This is a genomic window from Hymenobacter sp. R533113 (assembly GCF_056835965.1).
The window spans coordinates 1,767,918-1,785,321 of the sequence record NZ_JAKWBD010000013.1; the positions used below are offsets into that span (position 1 = coordinate 1,767,918).

General features: G+C 55.7%; 15 protein-coding genes. 12 read left to right on the plus strand and 3 right to left on the minus strand.

Annotation, left to right across the window (positions count from 1 at the left end):
- Window positions 1-2: 2 nt before the first annotated feature.
- On the minus strand, window positions 3-443 hold the full coding sequence (locus tag MKZ35_RS17140; RefSeq protein WP_482514411.1) for a hypothetical protein: 441 nt from the start codon (window positions 441-443) through the stop codon (window positions 3-5).
- Window positions 440-1,012: an RNA polymerase sigma factor gene (locus MKZ35_RS17145; RefSeq protein ID WP_482514412.1), complete on the minus strand. Its 573-nt coding sequence runs from the start codon at window positions 1,010-1,012 to the stop codon at window positions 440-442. Before MKZ35_RS17145 ends, MKZ35_RS17140 begins: the two co-directional genes overlap by 4 nt.
- 377 nt (window positions 1,013-1,389) lie before the next feature.
- Here MKZ35_RS17145 and MKZ35_RS17150 point away from each other — a divergent pair, with 377 nt between their 5' ends.
- The 8 genes from MKZ35_RS17150 to MKZ35_RS17185 all read left to right on the plus strand — a co-directional run bounded on the left by MKZ35_RS17150 (window position 1,390) and on the right by MKZ35_RS17185 (window position 11,639).
- On the plus strand, window positions 1,390-2,835 hold the full coding sequence (locus tag MKZ35_RS17150; protein WP_482514413.1) for a hydrolase: 1,446 nt from the start codon (window positions 1,390-1,392) through the stop codon (window positions 2,833-2,835).
- Window positions 2,836-3,020: 185 nt separating this feature from the next.
- Window positions 3,021-4,931: a glycoside hydrolase family 13 protein gene (locus tag MKZ35_RS17155; protein ID WP_482514414.1), complete on the plus strand. Its 1,911-nt coding sequence runs from the start codon at window positions 3,021-3,023 to the stop codon at window positions 4,929-4,931.
- A 45-nt stretch (window positions 4,932-4,976) separates the two neighbouring features.
- A complete protein-coding gene (locus MKZ35_RS17160; RefSeq protein WP_482514415.1) occupies window positions 4,977-5,387 on the plus strand; it encodes a GxxExxY protein in 411 nt (136 codons plus the stop codon).
- 39 nt (window positions 5,388-5,426) lie between these two features.
- Window positions 5,427-6,134, plus strand: coding sequence for an SDR family oxidoreductase (locus MKZ35_RS17165; protein WP_482514416.1), 708 nt, complete (start codon window positions 5,427-5,429; stop codon window positions 6,132-6,134).
- A 109-nt stretch (window positions 6,135-6,243) separates the two neighbouring features.
- Window positions 6,244-8,082: an alpha-amylase family glycosyl hydrolase gene (locus MKZ35_RS17170; RefSeq protein ID WP_482514417.1), complete on the plus strand. Its 1,839-nt coding sequence runs from the start codon at window positions 6,244-6,246 to the stop codon at window positions 8,080-8,082.
- 76 nt (window positions 8,083-8,158) lie between these two features.
- A complete protein-coding gene (locus MKZ35_RS17175; RefSeq protein WP_482514418.1) occupies window positions 8,159-8,638 on the plus strand; it encodes a hypothetical protein in 480 nt (159 codons plus the stop codon).
- Between the two features lie 239 nt (window positions 8,639-8,877).
- Window positions 8,878-10,296 (plus strand): MFS transporter, encoded by a 1,419-nt coding sequence (locus MKZ35_RS17180; protein ID WP_482514419.1) that lies wholly within the window; start codon window positions 8,878-8,880, stop codon window positions 10,294-10,296.
- Window positions 10,297-10,586: 290 nt separating this feature from the next.
- Window positions 10,587-11,639 (plus strand): glycosyltransferase, encoded by a 1,053-nt coding sequence (locus MKZ35_RS17185; RefSeq protein WP_482514420.1) that lies wholly within the window; start codon window positions 10,587-10,589, stop codon window positions 11,637-11,639.
- Window positions 11,640-11,693: 54 nt separating this feature from the next.
- On the opposite strand, the gene MKZ35_RS17190 is transcribed toward MKZ35_RS17185, so the two are convergent.
- Window positions 11,694-12,116 (minus strand): hypothetical protein, encoded by a 423-nt coding sequence (locus tag MKZ35_RS17190; protein ID WP_482514421.1) that lies wholly within the window; start codon window positions 12,114-12,116, stop codon window positions 11,694-11,696.
- A gap of 316 nt (window positions 12,117-12,432) precedes the next feature.
- Between MKZ35_RS17190 and MKZ35_RS17195 the strand changes: the two genes are divergently transcribed.
- The 4 genes from MKZ35_RS17195 (at window position 12,433) to MKZ35_RS17210 (ending at window position 17,389) form a co-directional block, all read left to right on the plus strand.
- A complete protein-coding gene (locus MKZ35_RS17195; protein WP_482514422.1) occupies window positions 12,433-15,465 on the plus strand; it encodes a M16 family metallopeptidase in 3,033 nt (1,010 codons plus the stop codon).
- A 210-nt stretch (window positions 15,466-15,675) separates the two neighbouring features.
- Window positions 15,676-16,206, plus strand: coding sequence for an RNA polymerase sigma-70 factor (locus tag MKZ35_RS17200; protein WP_482514423.1), 531 nt, complete (start codon window positions 15,676-15,678; stop codon window positions 16,204-16,206).
- A gap of 179 nt (window positions 16,207-16,385) precedes the next feature.
- Window positions 16,386-16,556 (plus strand): DUF4880 domain-containing protein, encoded by a 171-nt coding sequence (locus MKZ35_RS17205; RefSeq protein ID WP_482514424.1) that lies wholly within the window; start codon window positions 16,386-16,388, stop codon window positions 16,554-16,556.
- A complete protein-coding gene (locus tag MKZ35_RS17210; RefSeq protein WP_482514425.1) occupies window positions 16,550-17,389 on the plus strand; it encodes a FecR family protein in 840 nt (279 codons plus the stop codon). The genes MKZ35_RS17205 and MKZ35_RS17210 overlap by 7 nt, the downstream gene beginning before the upstream one ends.
- Window positions 17,390-17,404 lie beyond the last annotated feature (15 nt).

A 17,404-nucleotide genomic window follows, 5' to 3' on the forward strand; every position in this document is an offset into this window, starting at 1 on the left:
AATTAAGACAAAGCCAGCAGGCTCATTTGCCGGCGATGCCGGGCCAGCAGCTCCAGGCACTGGCCGGCCATGAGGAAGCCGGCTACTGCCACCAGCCCGGCCCCTAGCCCGGTGAACAAGCTTTGGAAAACCGGTACCAGTAGGCCGCCAAACAGGGCAAGGAACGTCACCACCACTCCCAACACGAGGGCGGCCACGCCACTGAGTACCCAGGGGAAAGCGGGTTTGGCCTGGGGTAATTGTGCCAGGACCAGCGCTGTAAGGTCAAAAGCAAAAGCCGGCTGCGGCAGTCGGGCCGCCGCCGTAAACAGGTGTTGGTAAGTAGCGACCCGGCCCTGGCACAGGCGGCAGGTGCGCAGATGAGCCGCCTGGGGGGCAGGCAGCGTGGGGGTGGATTCGGCCGCCTGCTGGAGGTCGCGTTCGGAAAGATGGAGCCTAGTCATAAGTCGTCGCGTTGATAAGTAGCCAATAGGTGTTGCTTTAAGAGTTTCCGCGCCCGAAAGAGGTAGTTTTTCACGGTTCCGTCCGGCAAGGAGGTTATCTGGGCGATTTCCTCATAGCTCAATTCCTGCTGGTGGTACAAGGAAATCAAGGTGCGGTAGAGCGGGGGCAGCTGCTCGATGGCCGTGCCCAGAATGCTGGCCAGGTCTTGGCCAAAAAGGACCATTTCGGGGTCGTAGTCCGTACCAGCGACCGGCGCGGGCGGGGCTCTGCGGCCCTCTTCCGATGGGTCATCCGGCGCTTGTTCCGACAGGTCCACCAGCACTAGCTGCTTCTTTTCCAGGTAATGAAGGCACGTATTGTAGGTGATTTGGCCGACCCATGTGGAGAGTTTTGCTTGAAACTTAAACCCGGCTAAATTCTTGAAAACCTTCAGGTACACTTCCTGCGCGACATCCGGGCGGTCGGCGGGATTCCGAATCATCTTGAATACCAGCTGCGTCACCAGCCCTTCCGTGCGCTGTACGAGATGCCCGAAAGAGGCGGTGTTTCCTCCTAGCACCTGCGCCACAAGCTGCTGGTCGGTCGCGAGGGGGTAGGCAAGTAGCTCATCTACGAATGAGACCGGTCAGCTGGAATGATGTTGCACAAGGGCATTTTTCGACTGCGGTCTGAGGAGCCAGTTCAGCCGAGAGGTATCCAGCCTACTCACTAGAGGCACCGGGCCCCTTAACGTGCTATATTTTCCGTTCTCTGAGAGAGCCCCTTAGCAAACGGTGGCGAGCGGTAAGAGTTGGCGCTATACGGGTAGTCGCTGGCCCAATAGCTTGTTCTAACTAACTCATAAATAGGATTTAGTAACTAAAACATAATTATGACATACTGCTGTGCCCGCCGGTAAACCAATACTTTTACCCGACAATACTTCTTTCCACTCTTATCCCGTCTATGAAACTATCCCGCGTACTCACTGCCGCGCTGCTGGCTTTATCTGTTGCCTGCGCCAAAGTAGAAGACCTCAGTCCGCAGGCTTCTACCGTCACGGCCACCAGCACGCCGCAGGACGTCAGCTCGGCCGGCTTCCCCGAAACCTTCGAGACAGGCACCAAAACCGCCTACACCACCGGCTCAGTCACGCTCGGCTCGGGCTCCTGGACGCTGAGCGACGCGCTCATCGGCAACACCACCGCCGACCGTAAAAGCGGCGCGCAGTCGGCGCGGGTACGCAACCTGGGCATCGTGGGCATGAACTTTAATGTAACCACTGGGGCCAGTACCGTAAGTGTAAGCCACGCTGTGTACGGCACCGATGGCGCCAGCACCTGGGAACTATGGAAATCGGCCGATGGCGGCAGCACGTACGCCAAAGTCGGCAACACCATTACCACGAGCAGCACGACGTTGCAGACGGTGAGCTTTACGGTAAATCAAAGCGGTAACCTCCGTTTTCAGGTCCGCAAAATGTCGGGCGGTACAAACCGCGTCAACTTCGATACTATTGACATTCAGCAGTACAGCACCACCACCACGCCGCCACCCGCCACGGGGGGCAAAAAGTTCTTGTTTGACGGCTCGCACGGCGAGCTGGCCGGCAATGCCGACTGGGTGCTGGACGTAGAAAACGGGGTGGCCGTGCGCTATCCGTCGCCCGCCCAAAGCGGCATCACCAGCACCACCGCCGAAACCTACTGGACGGGCGCTATTTCGGCCTGGGGCGTGGCTTTGGCCAAGCTAGGCCACCAGGTAGAGCAGCTTCCTGCCGGCGCGGCCCTCACCTACGGCAACACTTCCAATCCGCAGGACTTAGCCAACTACAGCGTTTTTGTGGTCGATGAGCCCAACATTCTGTTCACGGCAGCCGAGAAAACGGCCATCGTGCGTTTCGTGCAAAACGGCGGCGGCCTGTTCATGATTTCCGACCACGATATCTCCGACCGCAACAACGACGGCTACGACTCGCCCGACATCTGGAATGATCTGATGGCCAATAATTCGGTGCAGGCCAATCCTTTTGGCTTTAAAGTAAACTTGGACAACTTCTCCGAAGACAGCCGCAACGTGCGCGTATCCAGCACCAACCCCATCCTGAACGGCTCGCAAGGTGCTGTTAGCCAGTTGTCCTTCCATAACGGAGCCAGCATGACGCTGAACCCGACGACCAACTCCACCGTGCAGGGCCTGATCTGGCGCACCAGCTCCACCCAGGGCAATAACTTAGCTATGGCTGCCTCCTGCACCTTCGGCACCGGCCGGGTGGTAATTATCGGCGACTCCTCGCCGGCCGACGACGGCACCGGCTCGCCCGGCAACACCGTGTACGACGGCTGGGGTGAAAATGTAAGCCACCCGCGCCTGCACATGAATGCGTCGCTGTGGCTGGCTAAGCTACAGTAGCCCATCGTTTCAGATTACTTAAAAAAAGCCCCCCAACTTAGGTTGGGGGCTTTTTTTGATGGTGGTCCCAGCCCTATGCTCCTAGTTCGCTTGAGGCGGGAAGTGCAGGGAGTGGGACCACCATAAGGGTACTTTTTCGAATGTGCTTACCTTGCTCACCTACTCACTTCCTATTCTTCTTTCCCATGAAATCTTTTCGCGTCTTGCTCCTGCTCGCGTCCGGTTTGCTGGCGGCTAATACGGTTCCCGCACTGGCTGCGCCCGAGGTCGCGTCTACCACTGCATCGAAGAAAAAAGCCGGCCCCATCACCCGCATAGATCCCACGTTTTGGTGGGTGGGCATGAAGAATCCGAAGCTGCAATTGCTGGTGTATGGTCCAAAAATTAGCGCCAGCAAAGTCAGCTTGAAATACGCCGGCGTGAGCCTGGACGGCATACAAAAGCTGGAGAATCCGAACTATCTGCTCGTTAATCTGACCATAAGTCCCAACACCAAGCCCGGCAAGCTGCCGCTGGAGTTTGACGGCGAAAGAAAGATTAAATACGAGTACGACCTGCGCGCCCGCAGCACGGAGCCCGGCCGTATTCAGGGCGTTACGAGCGCCGACTTCGTGTACCTGCTCATGCCCGACCGCTTTGCCAACGGCGACCCCAAAAACGACGTGGTAAAAGCTACCCTCGTCAACCGCGTGGCGCGCGACTCCATGTATGCCCGCCACGGCGGTGACTTGCTGGGCATCGAAAACCACTTCGACTACCTCAAAGAGCTGGGTGTCACGGCTATCTGGCCTACGCCCGTGGTCGAAAACGACATGCCTAGGGCCAGCTACCACGGCTACGCCCTCACCGACTACTACGCCATCGACCCCCGCTACGGCACCAATGAAGACTATGTGAACTTCGTGCGCAATGCCCACCGCAACGGCCTGAAGGTAATTCACGACGTGGTGCTCAATCACATGGGCAGCAAGAACTACCTGTACCTCGATCAGCCGGCCAAAGACTGGTTTCATCAGTGGCCCACCTTCACGCGCGGCAACTACCGCGACGGTACGGTTAATGACCCTTACGCCTCGGCCGAGGACCGCAAGCTGTTCAATACCACGTGGTTTGATACCACCATGCCCGACCCGGCCCAGGAAAACCCGCTGGTAGCTACGTACCTCATCCAGAATTTTCTGTGGTGGGTAGAATACACCGGCCTCGATGGCTACCGCATCGACACGTATCCATACTCGGAGCCGGGCTTTCTGATGAAATGGGGCAAAGCCATTCAGGACGAGTACCCGCAGCTGGGCATGTTTGGCGAAACCTGGGTGCAAGCCGCCGAAGGTGTAGCGCAACAAGCCTACTGGGCGCGCAACGCTTTCCCGCCCATCAATGGCTTTAAAAGCAACCTGAACGGCATCACCGACTTCATGCTGTATTATGCCATTCAGGAGGCGCTCAACAAGGAACCCGGTTGGTCGGAGGGCATTTCGAAGATCTACTACACGCTCCAAAGCGACTGGCTCTATGAGAATCCTGACCGTAATGTTCTCTTCCTCGACAACCACGACCTGAGCCGGATTTTCTCGGTGCTGGGCGAAGATGTGAGCAAGCAGAAAATGGCTCTGACCTGGCTGCTCACCTGCCGCGGCATCCCGCAGCTCTACTATGGCACCGAGATTTTGATGAAGAACTTCTCCAATCCCGACGGTCTCGTGCGCTCCGACTTTCCGGGGGGCTTTCCGGGGGATAAAGTGAATAAGTTTACTGCTGCGGGCCGCACAGCGCCTGAGCAGGAGGTGTTTACGCTGGTAAGCAAGCTGGCTAACTACCGCAAGGCTCACCCGACTTTGCACAGTGGCAAGCTTATGCACTACATCCCGGAAGACGGCGTGTACACCTACTTCCGCTACAACGACAAGGGCGAAACGGTGATGGTAATGATGAATGCCACCAAGCAGGAAAAAGCCGTGGCTGGGGGGCGTTTTGCGGAGCGGTTGAACGGGTTTTCTTCGGCGGTGAATGTGGTTTCGGGCGCGACTGTTCCAGATTTGAAGACCCTGCGCGTTCCGGGGCAAACGGCTTGGGTGCTGGAGCTTAGGAAATAAGTTCTTCTGTTTTTTAGCCCGCAGAGGGCGCTGAAGTTTACGCAGATGACGCAGAGGCACGAGAATGACGTTTCTTATTTGATAAGGAAAGCCGCTTATACCATTCATACAACCCTGGGGCCGGGGCTGCTGGAATCAGTGTATGAAACGCTGCTGTGCCATGAGCTTCGGAAGCTTGGGCTTGATGTGCAGAGTCAGGTTGCGCTACCAGTTGTGTATGATGGTTTGCAGTTGGAGAATGGGTTTCGAATGGACTTGGTAGTAGAGCATAAAGTTGTAGTCGAGTTGAAATCAGTGGAAGTCCTGCTGGAAGTCCATCATATGCAACTACTAACCTACCTGAAGCTATCTGGACACAAGCTTGGTCTGTTGATAAACTTCAATGTGCCGTATATTAAGAGTGGGATCTTCCGTAAAGTCAACGGCTTACAAGAACAATCAGCGTCATCTGCGTAAACTTCAGCGCCCTCTGCGGGCTAAAAACGTCAGAACAACATGACCGACCTCACCGATAAAGTTGCCATCGTCACCGGGGCCAGCCGGGGCATCGGCCGGGCTATTGCCTTGCTGCTGGCCATGCAGGGGGCAAAAGTGGTGTGCGTGGCCCGCTCCACCGACGACCTGCTCGATGTGGCCCATAAAATAAACGGCCTGGCCGTCCCCGCCGACATATCCGACGAGGACGACGCCCAGAACGTCGTTGAAGTGGCCCTACGCCACTTTGGCCGCCTCGATATGATTATCTGCAACGCCGGCGTAGGCAGCTTCAACCTGCTCGAAAACGTGGAAGCCGCCGAGTGGGACCGTATGTTCAACGTAAACGTGAAGGGGACCTTTCTGCTGTGCAAGGCCGCCGCGCCTCACTTTAAGCAGCAGGGCTACGGCCATATTATCGGTATTGCCTCCGACGTGAGTAAGCGCACTTTTGCCACGGGAGCGGCCTACGGAGCCAGCAAGTATGCGCAGGATGCCGTGCTCGGCGCCCTGCGCAAAGAAATGCGCCCGCACGGCGTAAAAGTCAGCACCATCTATCCGGGCCTGGTCGATACCTACTTCAATGACTCCCACCCCGGCGGCCCCGAAACTGAAAAAACCCACCTCCGGCCGCTTGATGTTGCTCAGGCCGTGCGCTACATCCTGGAAGCCCCACCCCACGTAGTCGTCGATGAGCTTATGCTCCATCCACTTACTCAGGAGTGGTGAAGCGGTGAAATGGTAAGTGGTGAGATGGTGATTTTGTCGTTCTTGCTACTACAGTCCTTCCAGTCCACGCCGCCAGAACGTCAAACTCACTACTTCACTATCTCACCTTATGCACAAACTCCTTCCTATCGCCGCTTGCGCGTTGGCTTTGACGGCGTTCAAGCTTTCTTCCTCGACATTTCCTGCCTCCGTGACCGACTCTACTACGCTACCGGACCCCAATACCACCGACGAAACTCCGCAGGATAACAAGCTCGTTATCTATCAGTTGCTGCCCCGTCTGTTCGGCAATAAGAAGGCCGTGAACAAGCCCTATGGCACCAGCGCTGAAAACGGCACCGGCAAGTTCAATGACATTACCGTGCCTGCCCTCCAGGCCATACGCGAAATGGGCGTTTCCCATGTGTGGTACACAGGCGTTATCGAGCACGCTACCATGTCCGACTTCACCAAGTTTGGCATCCCGCTCGACGATGCCGACGTGATAAAGGGCCGCGCCGGCTCGCCCTACGCCATCAAGGACTACTACGACGTGGACCCCGACCTGGCCGTGGACGTGACCAAGCGGATGCAGGAGTTTGAGGCCCTCGTAAAGCGCACCCACGACAACAAGCTCAAGCTCATTATCGACTTCATTCCCAACCACGTAGCGCGCACTTATAAGTCGGATGCCAAACCGGCGGGCGTGGTAGATCTGGGTGAGAAAGACGATAAAACCAAGGCATTTGCCCCCCAGAACAATTTCTATTACCTGCCCGGCAAAACATTAGTAGTGCCCAAGGCTAACAATCCCTTAGGGGCAGCGCTGGGACCAAAAGAAGACAAGAAGTTTGCGGAGACGCCGGCCAAAGCCACCGGTAACGATGTGTTTACGGCCGAGCCCAAAATCGACGACTGGTTCGAGACTATCAAGCTCAACTATGGCGTGGACTACCAGCAGGAGCGCAAAACGTATTTCGAACCCGTGCCCGATACCTGGATAAAGATGCGCGATATTCTGATTTTCTGGGCCAAAAAAGATGTGGATGGTTTCCGCTGCGACGTGGCCGAAATGGTGCCCGTGGAGTTCTGGGCCTGGGTAATTCCGGAGGTGAAAAAGGTGAAGCCCAGCCTGGTTTTTATTGCTGAAGCCTACGACCCCAAAGTATACAAGCGCTACCTCGAGCAGGGCAACTTTGACTTTCTCTACGATAAAGTTGGCCTCTATGATGGGTTGCGCCGCCTCATGCGCGGCGAAGGCAACACGGACGACATCACCAAAGTCTGGAAGGAAGAAAGCCGGGGCTTTAGCTCGCACATGCTGCGCTTTCTGGAAAACCACGACGAGCAGCGCATTGCTTCCTCCGAATTTGCCACTGATCCACGCACCGCTATTCCGGCCATGACGGTATCGGCCACCCTCGCCTCTGGCCCGGTCATGATTTACTCGGGCCAGGAGGTAGGGGAGCCCGCCAAAGGCGTAGCAGGCTTTAATACCGGCGACGGCCGCACCACTATCTTCGATTATTGGGGCGTGCCCGAACACCAAAAGTGGATGAACGGCGGCAAGTTCGACGGCGGCCGACTCAGCGCCGAGCAGCGCCAGCTCCGCAGTTTCTACTCCCGCCTGCTCAACCTCACTTCCAGCTCCGACGCCATTCGCCGCGGCAAGTTTTATGAGTTGCAGGACGCCAACAACCTGAACAAAGAGTATGATCAGAAGCGCATATACAGCTATCTACGCTACACCGACAAGCAGAAACTGCTGATTGTGGCCAACTTCAGCCGCGACAAAACAATGCAGTCTACCATCGTTATACCTAAAGAGGCGATGGCCGCTATGGGCCTGAATACGCAACAGCAGTTTACCTACACCGACCTGCTCAACGAAGCGCCCCCCACCAACAGTCTATACCTGACTTTGGCCCCGCTCAGCGCCTACGTGTTTGAGATTAAGCCGAAGCAGTAACGAAACCGTTAATTCTGTGAAACTTCCCGGTTAAATAATCCCGATATTCGCCTCCAGCACACGAATTTTGCCCCCCATGACCCCCGATGAACGCCTCGACCAACTCGAACCGCTACTCTCCGAAGCTTTAGCGGTTCTGGACCGCCACACGGCCCAACTCAAGCAACACACGGTTATCCTAAACCAGCACACGAGCTTGCTGAACCAGCACACGGGCTTACTGAACCAGCACACGGGCTTACTGAACCAGCACACGAGCTTGCTGAACCAGCACACGAGTTTGCTTACTCAACTTAATACTGCTGTGATCCAGCAAAGCGATAATATCGTTTTCATGCTGCAAGAGCAGGTAGAAGTGAAAACGCAGGTGGCGGACGTGCAAGCCGCCCAAGCAGAGATAAAAGCCGACCAGCTGACTATTAGAGTCGATGTGGTGACAATTAAAACGGAGCTAACAGGAGTTCGGATTGAACAGGAGAAAGCGAAAACTCAGCAAAATGCAATACATGGCAAGCTGGATTTGATTCTGGAGAAGCTCAATAGCTCGGATAAATAGGTTTTGATGGCAATGACCTAACTCACCTACTTGCACTACTCGGCAGCAGAACCGCTCAGCGTAAGAAATAGCCTACTTTATCCCAGTAAAAATCGTCGTGGTTCACGCGACTATTTTTGGGTCCGAGGAAAGTCCGCTCCCCGGCCGCGTCTGTCTCTCAGGCGCGGCCGGCTGCGTTTTACCCTGATTTTTTGTACCTTTTTCGCCCTTACTCCCAACCCCACCAAAACTTCCCCTTTATGGCCACCAGCGTCGTCGCCCCGACCAGCAGTACCCGCGAAAAACCCCGCCTGAGCTTCTGGCAAATCTGGAATATGAGCTTCGGCTTTCTAGGTATTCAGTTTGGCTTTGCCCTCCAGAATGCTAACGTAAGCCGCATCTTCGAGACAATGGGGGCCGACGCCGACAACATTGCCTTTCTGTGGCTGGCCGCGCCCGTGACGGGCATGCTGGTGCAGCCGGTCATTGGCTACCTCTCCGACCGCACCTGGAGCCCGCGTTGGGGTCGTCGTCGGCCATTTTTCCTCGTGGGGGCCATTTTAGCCTCGCTGGCTTTGCTGACCATGCCCAACGTAACAGCACTGTGGATGGCCGCTGGTATGCTCTGGATTATGGATTCTAGTATTAATATCAGCATGGAGCCTTTCCGTGCGCTGGTTGGCGACTTGCTGCCTTCTGAGCAGCGTACGATGGGTTTTGCGGCCCAAACGTTCTTTATTGGGGTGGGCGCGGTAGTCGCCTCATCGTTGCCGTGGATGTTTACCAACTGGTTTGACGTCCCGAATACCGCCCCCGCCGGCCAGATTCCGCAGTCGGTGAAGTACGCCTTTTATATGGGCGGGGTGGCGTTTTTTCTGGCCGTGCTCTGGACGGTGCTGCGTACGCGCGAATACCCACCCGAAAACATGGCGGAGTTTGAGGAGGAAAAATTACGCAACGCGGGCTTTTTTAATGGCGTGCGGGAGTCCTTTGCCGGTATTTTTGCCATGCCCAAAACCATGCGTCAGCTGGCGCTGGTGCAGTTCTTCTCGTGGCTGGCTTTGTTTTCCATGTGGATTTATACCACGCCTGCCGTTACCAGCCACATCTACGGCACCACCGACGCCACCTCCAAAATATACAACGAAGGCGCCGATTGGGTGGGCATCTGCTTTGCCGTGTATAATGGCGTATCGGCTATTGCGGCGCTGCTGCTGCCCAGCATTGCCCGCCTTACCAGTCGCCGCTTCACGCATATGCTCTGTCTGGTGGCGGGCGGCTTGGGGCTGATTTCGATTTATTTTATCCAGAATCCTAACCTGCTGTTGCTCTCTATGGTGGGCGTGGGTATTGCCTGGGCTAGTATTCTATCGGTGCCTTACGCTATGCTGGCCGGCGCACTGCCCGCCAACAAAATGGGCTACTATATGGGTGTATTCAACTTTTTCATTGTGATTCCGCAGGTAGTAGCCGGCTTGATTCTGGGCTTTTTTACCAAGACTGTATTTGAAGGCGAATCCGTGTACACCCTCGTGCTGGGGGGCATTTCCATGATTATTTCCGGCCTGCTCACCCTGCGCGTGGATGACGCCGATGACATTCGCATTCCCACCACAGAGCCAGTTACTCTCGATACTCCTGCCTACGACGCACCCGTTCAAACCGACCCACGGCTATAATAATACTTTTAAAAAAGCCCCCAGCGACCATATCAGGCCGCTGGGGGGCTTTTTTGTGTTTCTAAAGTTGAGGACAGCAATGAAACCCGCCATAGAAGCTCCGTATTAGTACGTGAATAACCGCTTTAAAATCAGCATTTACCCAGCAACGCTAACCCCAAAATCGGCCGTATTCCTCTAGAGGATTTAGCCGCGTTCCTGCCCTAAGCAGTTGAGTGCGGCCTACAGATCAAAAAAGGTAGCTTATGGTAATTGCTTGGATTTTCTTTGGGTTGTTTTTCGGGTTGTGTGTGCTCATTTTACTCCGCGTGCTCCGCGTACAGCCCATTCCACCACTTGGCGCGGCACGGCCGAAAGTGAGTATTCTGATTGCCGCCCGCAACGAAGAAGCTATCATTGAGCGCTGCCTTACTTCGCTTACCCAACTCAATTACCCGCCCAAGCAGCTCGAAATCCTGATTGGCGACGACGCTTCGACGGATAGCACGCTGGCCGTTGTGCAACGCTTTATTGCCGATAAGCCACAGTTCAGGTTGCTTCCCATTCGACAGCGCCTGGGTACGGCGAAGGGCAAAAGCAATGTATTGGCTCACCTGAGCCGGGCGGCCACCGCTGATATTTTTCTTATTACGGATGCCGATATGGCGTTGGCCCCCGATTGGGTCCTGACCATGCTGGCCGCGGCTCCCGCCGGCGTGGGCGTCGTGACGGGCGCTACCACCGCCAACGGCAGCTTATTTGGCCGCTTGCAGGGTCTCGATTGGCTGTTTGGCCTGAACATAATTCGCTTGCTCACCGAAATGGGTCAACCCGTAACCGCTGTGGGCAATAACATGCTCGTCACCCGCGAAGCCTACGAATCGATTGGGGGCTACGAGGCACTGGCATTCAGCATCACGGAGGACTTACAGCTGTTTGCCCAAATCGTGGCGCAGGGGTGGGGCTACCGCAACCTCATGGACCCACGCACGCTGGGCGTGTCCGTGCCCCAACCGACGGTGCTGCACCTGCTGCGCCAGCGCAAGCGCTGGATGAGAGGCGCCACGCGCTTACCCTGGCAGCTATCCGTTATATTCGGGTTGTACGGCATGTTTTATATGGTGCTGTACTGGCCGGGGTTAGTTACTCCCGGACTCATTATCAGCGTATTTACCGCCAAACTTATTCTGCAGACCTTATTTCTACACATCACTTTGCGTCAGGTTGGGCACCGCGAGTCATTAGCCGTACTGCTGCTATATGAGCTATACTTGACGGCAATGTCGGTGGCCGTGCTGACCTATACGCTGTGGCCAAGCTATATTCAGTGGAAGGAGCGGCGCTACCGCTGGGCTGAGGGCTAAGCCTCTGATTTAGCCAGAAACCCGCGCTGGGGGGCAAAATATGGGCGTCACAAATCAGGCTACGTGTGCGTGCAGCCACTGCTGCGCTGGCTGCTCTTCGGTGAAAACCCGAATGGCAGCGCCCTGCTGTACGCTTATCGGATACGTGGGCTCCAGCGAGGCAAGGCGCTCCCGGATCAGCTCGCTGTGATAAGGCACGACTAAGTAAGCGATGCGGCGCGGAGTATGAGGCAAAGCAGCCCCCATTTGAGTTCGAAAATCAGTTAAAACCCAGGCAAAATCCTCCGCCGAGGCCAGCCCGCGGCTGCGCAGGTCGATCTGCCAGCGGCCCGAGCCGGCCGTGCGCGCTAAGTGCAGCGCCGCCGCGTAGCCCTGCCGATGCTCCTCCGTCGATACCGGGCGCACCCAGCGCAGAAAAAGCACCTGTAAATCGGGCCGGTAAGAGAGACGCAGAAAGTTGAGGTCGAGGGAAAGCATAGTGCAAAACAGCTTGCGAAGATACCGGCGTATCCGCGCTTATTGGCTGTTAATAGCATGAAGCGGCTAAAAAAGTTATGCCCCGCAGCTAAGAACTTTTCCACACCCGCTTTAGCTAACTAGGCATTTTCTGAATCAGTCAATATAGAGGCTGAAATACAGAAAGTTATGGGCAAAATGCCCCCCAATGAGCTGACCTCTGGGGAATATGGTAAAAAACAGGTAATCTTGGATCAGAGTACGTGCGTCCTAACGGTACGGCACTGTGTCTTTGCTCACCCATCCCTTTTCTCACACGCAGTAGAAAGTACTTTTTATGACCCCAAAATCATTTTGGCTGCTGGGCCTGGGCCTCACACTGGCGCTGAATCCAGTAGTGGCCCAACAAACCCCGGCGCCTAAGAAAACAATGAAGCCAGCGGCTGCTACCGGCGGCACCAAGCTAGTAGAAAAAGTGACCCGCAAAGGCTCCGAGCTGGTTATTCCTTATGAGAAGTACCTGTTGACGAACGGCTTAACGCTGCTCGTGCACGAAGATCACAGCGACCCGCTGGTACACGTAGACGTGACTTATCACGTCGGTTCGGGGCGGGAAGAGATTGGGAAGTCGGGCTTCGCTCACTTCTTCGAGCATATGATGTTCCAGGGTTCGGATAACGTCGCCGACGAGCAGCACTTTAAAACCGTGACGGCTTCAGGCGGCACGCTCAATGGCTCCACCAACCGCGACCGCACCAACTACTACGAAACCGTACCCAGCAATCAGCTCGAAACAGCCCTGTGGCTGGAAGCTGACCGCATGGGCTTTTTGCTGGATGCGGTAACGCAGCCAAAGTTCGAAGTACAGCGCTCAACCGTGAAAAATGAGCGCGGCCAGAACTACGACAACCGCCCTTACGGCCTGGCCGGCGAGAACGTATCTAAAAACCTGTACCCTTACGGCCACCCCTATTCCTGGATGACCATTGGCTACCTGGAAGACCTGGACCGCTCGGACGTAAACGACCTTAAGAACTTTTTCCTGCGCTGGTACGGCCCCAACAACGCCACGATTACCGTGGGCGGCGACGTGAAGCCTGCCGACGTGGTGAAGCTAGTGGAAAAGTACTTCGGCTCTATCGGCCGCGGCCCCGCCGTGGAAAACGTAAAGCTGCCAGCGCCGAAGCTGACCGCCGACCGCTACGTGAGCTACCAAGACAACGTGCGCTTCCCGATGCTGCAAATGGTATTCCCAAGCGTGCCGCAGTATCACCCCGATGAGGTTGCGCTTGATGCGTTAGCCGAAATTATGGGTCAGGGCAAAAACTCTTTGATTTATAAGAACCTGGTGAAGAACCAGAAATCGGTGCAGGCTTCGGCTTCTAATCGCTCCTCGGAGCTGGCCGGCGAGTTCAATATTACCGCTCTCAGCTTTCCCGGCAAAGGCCTCGACAGCATGGAGGTACTCGTGCGCCAGACCCTAGCTGAGTTTGAGAAGACCGGCGTCAGCGACGAGCAAGTGCAGCGCTTTAAGTCGAGCACGGAGGCACAGGTAGTCAACAGCCTGGCGAGCGTGAGCGGTAAAGTATCGCAGCTGGCGGCCTATCAAACGTATACCGGCAACCCTAACCGGTTGACCGAGGAGCTGAAGCGCCTGCGGGCGCTTACCAAGGCTGACGTGGTGCGGGTGTACAACCAGTACATCAAAGGCAAAAAAGCGGTAATACTCAGTGTAGTGCCCAAAACGGCCCCCAACCTTCTCGCCAAGGCGGATAACTACACCATTTCGAAAGAAGGCTACCAGGCTCCGGCTGATATCTACAAAGGCCTGACCTACGCCAAAGCTACCGATACCTTCGACCGGAACAAGCAGCCGAAGAGCGGTGCTAACCCCGTGGTGCAGGTGCCGGCAGTATGGCAGGACCAGTTCCAGAATGGCCTGCGCGTGATGGGTACCCGCAACACTGAGATTCCTTCGGTGACCATGCTGCTCACTATTCGGGGTGGCCACCGCCTGGAGCAGGCCGACCCAGACAAGGCTGGTATCGCGTCCCTGACGGCGGCCATGCTCAATGAAGGCTCGCAGAAATACACCGGTGAAGAGTTCAGTGCCGCCCTCGACCGCCTCGGTAGCACCGTACAGGTGATAGCCGGTGAGGACAACACCACTGTGTACGTGGAGTCGCTGACCAAGAACCTGGACCAGACGATGGCCTTGGTAGAAGAGCGCCTGATGCGCCCCCGCTTCGATGCGGCCGATTTTGCCCGTATTAAGAAGCAAACCGTGGAAGGTATTGCTAACCAGAACACCCAGCCGGTAACCATCGCCAATAAAACCTACAGCCGCCTGCTCTACGGCCCTGGCGATATTATGAGCGTGCCCACCAGCGGCACTCAGAACTCGGTAACTAACCTCACGCTCGACGACGTAAAGCAGTTTTATGCCAAAAACTACGCGCCTAACGTGTCGTATCTGGTAGCCGTGGGCGACGTGGAGCAGAAAGCGTTGGTGTCGAAGCTGGGCTTTTTGCAAAACTGGGGCCGTAAGGACGTAGTTATTCCCGCCAGCACGCCAGCAGCCAAGCCAGAAAAAACGAAGCTCTACTTCGTGAATAAGGACGATGCCGCGCAATCGGAAATTCGTATTGGCTACCTGGCCCTGCCCTACGACGCAACGGGTGACTACTACAAGGCGTATCTGGCCAACTACATTCTGGGGGGCGCTTTTAACTCGCGCATCAACCTGAATCTGCGTGAGGATAAAGGCTACACCTATGGCGCCCGCTCGGGCTACTCGGGCTCGCGCTACAAAGGGCCATTTACGGCCGCAGCCGGCGTACGAGCTGATGCCACGGCGGCCTCGGTGAAGGAATTTGTGAAGGAAATCGACGACTATCGCAAAAAGGGGATTACCGACGAGGAACTCGCCTTCCTGAAGTCATCGGTTGGTCAGAACGACGCGCTACGCTACGAAACTGGTCAGCAGAAAGCCGCTTTCCTGGGCCGTCTGTTAGAGTATGACCTGAGCCCCAACTATTTGAAGGAGCAGCAGGCGATTCTGAAAAATCTTACCAAAGAGGACGTGAAGGCCAGCGCGGAGAAATACCTGCCCCTCGAAAGTATGGTGATGGTCGTAACCGGCGACCGGAAACAGCTGCCCGAGCTACAGAAGCTAGGCTACGAAATCACGGAGCTTGACCTTGATGGCAAGGTGGTAAAGTCTGATATATCGGCTTCCTACAACGTGGTAGCTCCTGCCGCTGCCCCAGAAGCCGCTCCTGCCGCCACCGACAAGAAGGCCAAGCGGAAGATGAAGACCGACGACGGCAAGAAGATGAAAATCAAAGAGAAGAGCGAGAAGACTAAGTAACCTCGCTTTCTGGATTGCCATTTAAAAAGCCCGGTTCCGCATGGAGCCGGGCTTTTGTGTGATTAAAAAGATCAGGTTTCTTCGTAACACCTACCTTGCGGCCGATAAGCTTCGCATCACCTGACATCGTGTCCCTATAACAGGAGTATATAAGCCAACAACATGAAGAGCTCGTGCTTATAAACCTCACTATGCTCTTTACTCGCCACAGTGGCTGACAATCCGGAAGAACTTACGCGTTTCGAAGAGTTATTTAGGCGCAATTATCCGCTTCTTTGTCAGCGCGTTCAGCGAATCACGCGCGACTTAGCTGTGGCCGAGGATATTGTGCAGGAGGTATTCGTTAGTTACTGGCACAGCGAACAGCGGCCGACCATCGAGAACCCGGAGGCGTGGCTTTACAAAGTTGTTATCAATAAAGCGCTCAACGCCGTCAGTGTGCAGCAGCGCCGTAGCGTGCTGGCAATACAGTATGGCGCCCAACAAACCCTCACAACCAGCTCCGCCGACCAAGCCCTGCAATTGGAGGAACTGCAGCTCCAGCTGGAGCAGGCTCTTGCTAGGCTGCCGCCCATGTGCCGGAAGGTATTTTTACTGAGTCGCTACGAGGAGATGAGTCACCAGGAGATTGCCGATTTCTTAGGTATCTCGCCCAACACCGTGGATAATCACATCAAGAAAGCACTGACCATTCTTCGGCAGGCGTTATTGAGTTGGCTGCTCTTGTTCCTGATTAGCTGAACAAACAAGGGTATAAACTATGGTGGGGGGCTTTTTAGAAGGAGGTAATAAGTTTTTTGTAGAGCGAGTAGCGGTGCGGTGACTTTCACTGGTCATTGAAGCAGAAACCACCTAGAATGTCTTCCTCTGCGCAGTAGAGAAGAGGTGGTGGTTTCATCAACCCTTTACCATCTACTCATTTGGACACCTACTACTGGGATCTGGCAGCCCGTGAGTTCGCGAATAAAGCTACTGCGGCCGAGCAGCGCGAACTGCAACAGTGGCGCGCCGCACAGCCGGCCAACGAGGCATACTACCAGCAGCAAAAAAGCTTTGGGAGAAAACTGCGCCACCCATCGTCGGGGTGGTAAACACTGATGCCGCCTGGCAGCAGGTAAGTGCTAAGCTCCAAGTACAACCTGCTACTGAGCCCCTACCGGTTGCGAAGGTGATACCGCTGTACTCGTATGCGATGCGGATTGCGGCTTCGGTGCTGCTGCTGCTGGGCATTGGCTGGTTCGCGTATGCCTCCTTCTTCTCTGGCCCCACCATGCAGGTAGTAAAATCAGGGGAGAAACGATTGGAAGTTATGTTGCCGGATAGTAGCCGGGTATGGCTCAATGAAGGCAGTACCCTCACTTATGCAGCCGAGTTTGATGAGTTGGAGCGCTTGGTGAAGCTAGAAGGAGAAGCTTTTTTTCAAGTGCGCCGCAATCCTCGGCAGCCGTTTATTGTCGAAACAGGGCCAGCCACAACAAAGGTGCTGGGTACTTCTTTCAATCTGCGGGCTTACCCGGCTGCCACGATGGTGGAGCTGACAGTGGCTACGGGCAAAGTAGCATTCACCGGTGAGCAGGGCGCCGCAGCTATTGTTACTCCGGGTTACGGGGTAGTGCTGGAGAAGCAGACTAATCGGCTTACTAAAGTACGCGTGGCTGATGAAAATGCCTGGGCCTGGCAATCGGGGCGGCTACAGTTCGCGGGGCAGCCGCTGAGTGAGGTTTTGCCGGCGCTGGAACACTATTATGGCATAACGCTCCGGCTCTCGGATGAGGCATTGGCAGACTGCCGCTTCACGGGCACCTTCAATCGTGCGCCACTAGAAGAGGTGCTGCAAGTATTGGAAGCAACCCTGCAATTGCGCTATACCAAGCCGGCCGCGCAGGTTTATCAGCTCCAGGGCCCCGGCTGTAGAAAGCGCTAGTCAAGTTATAACAGG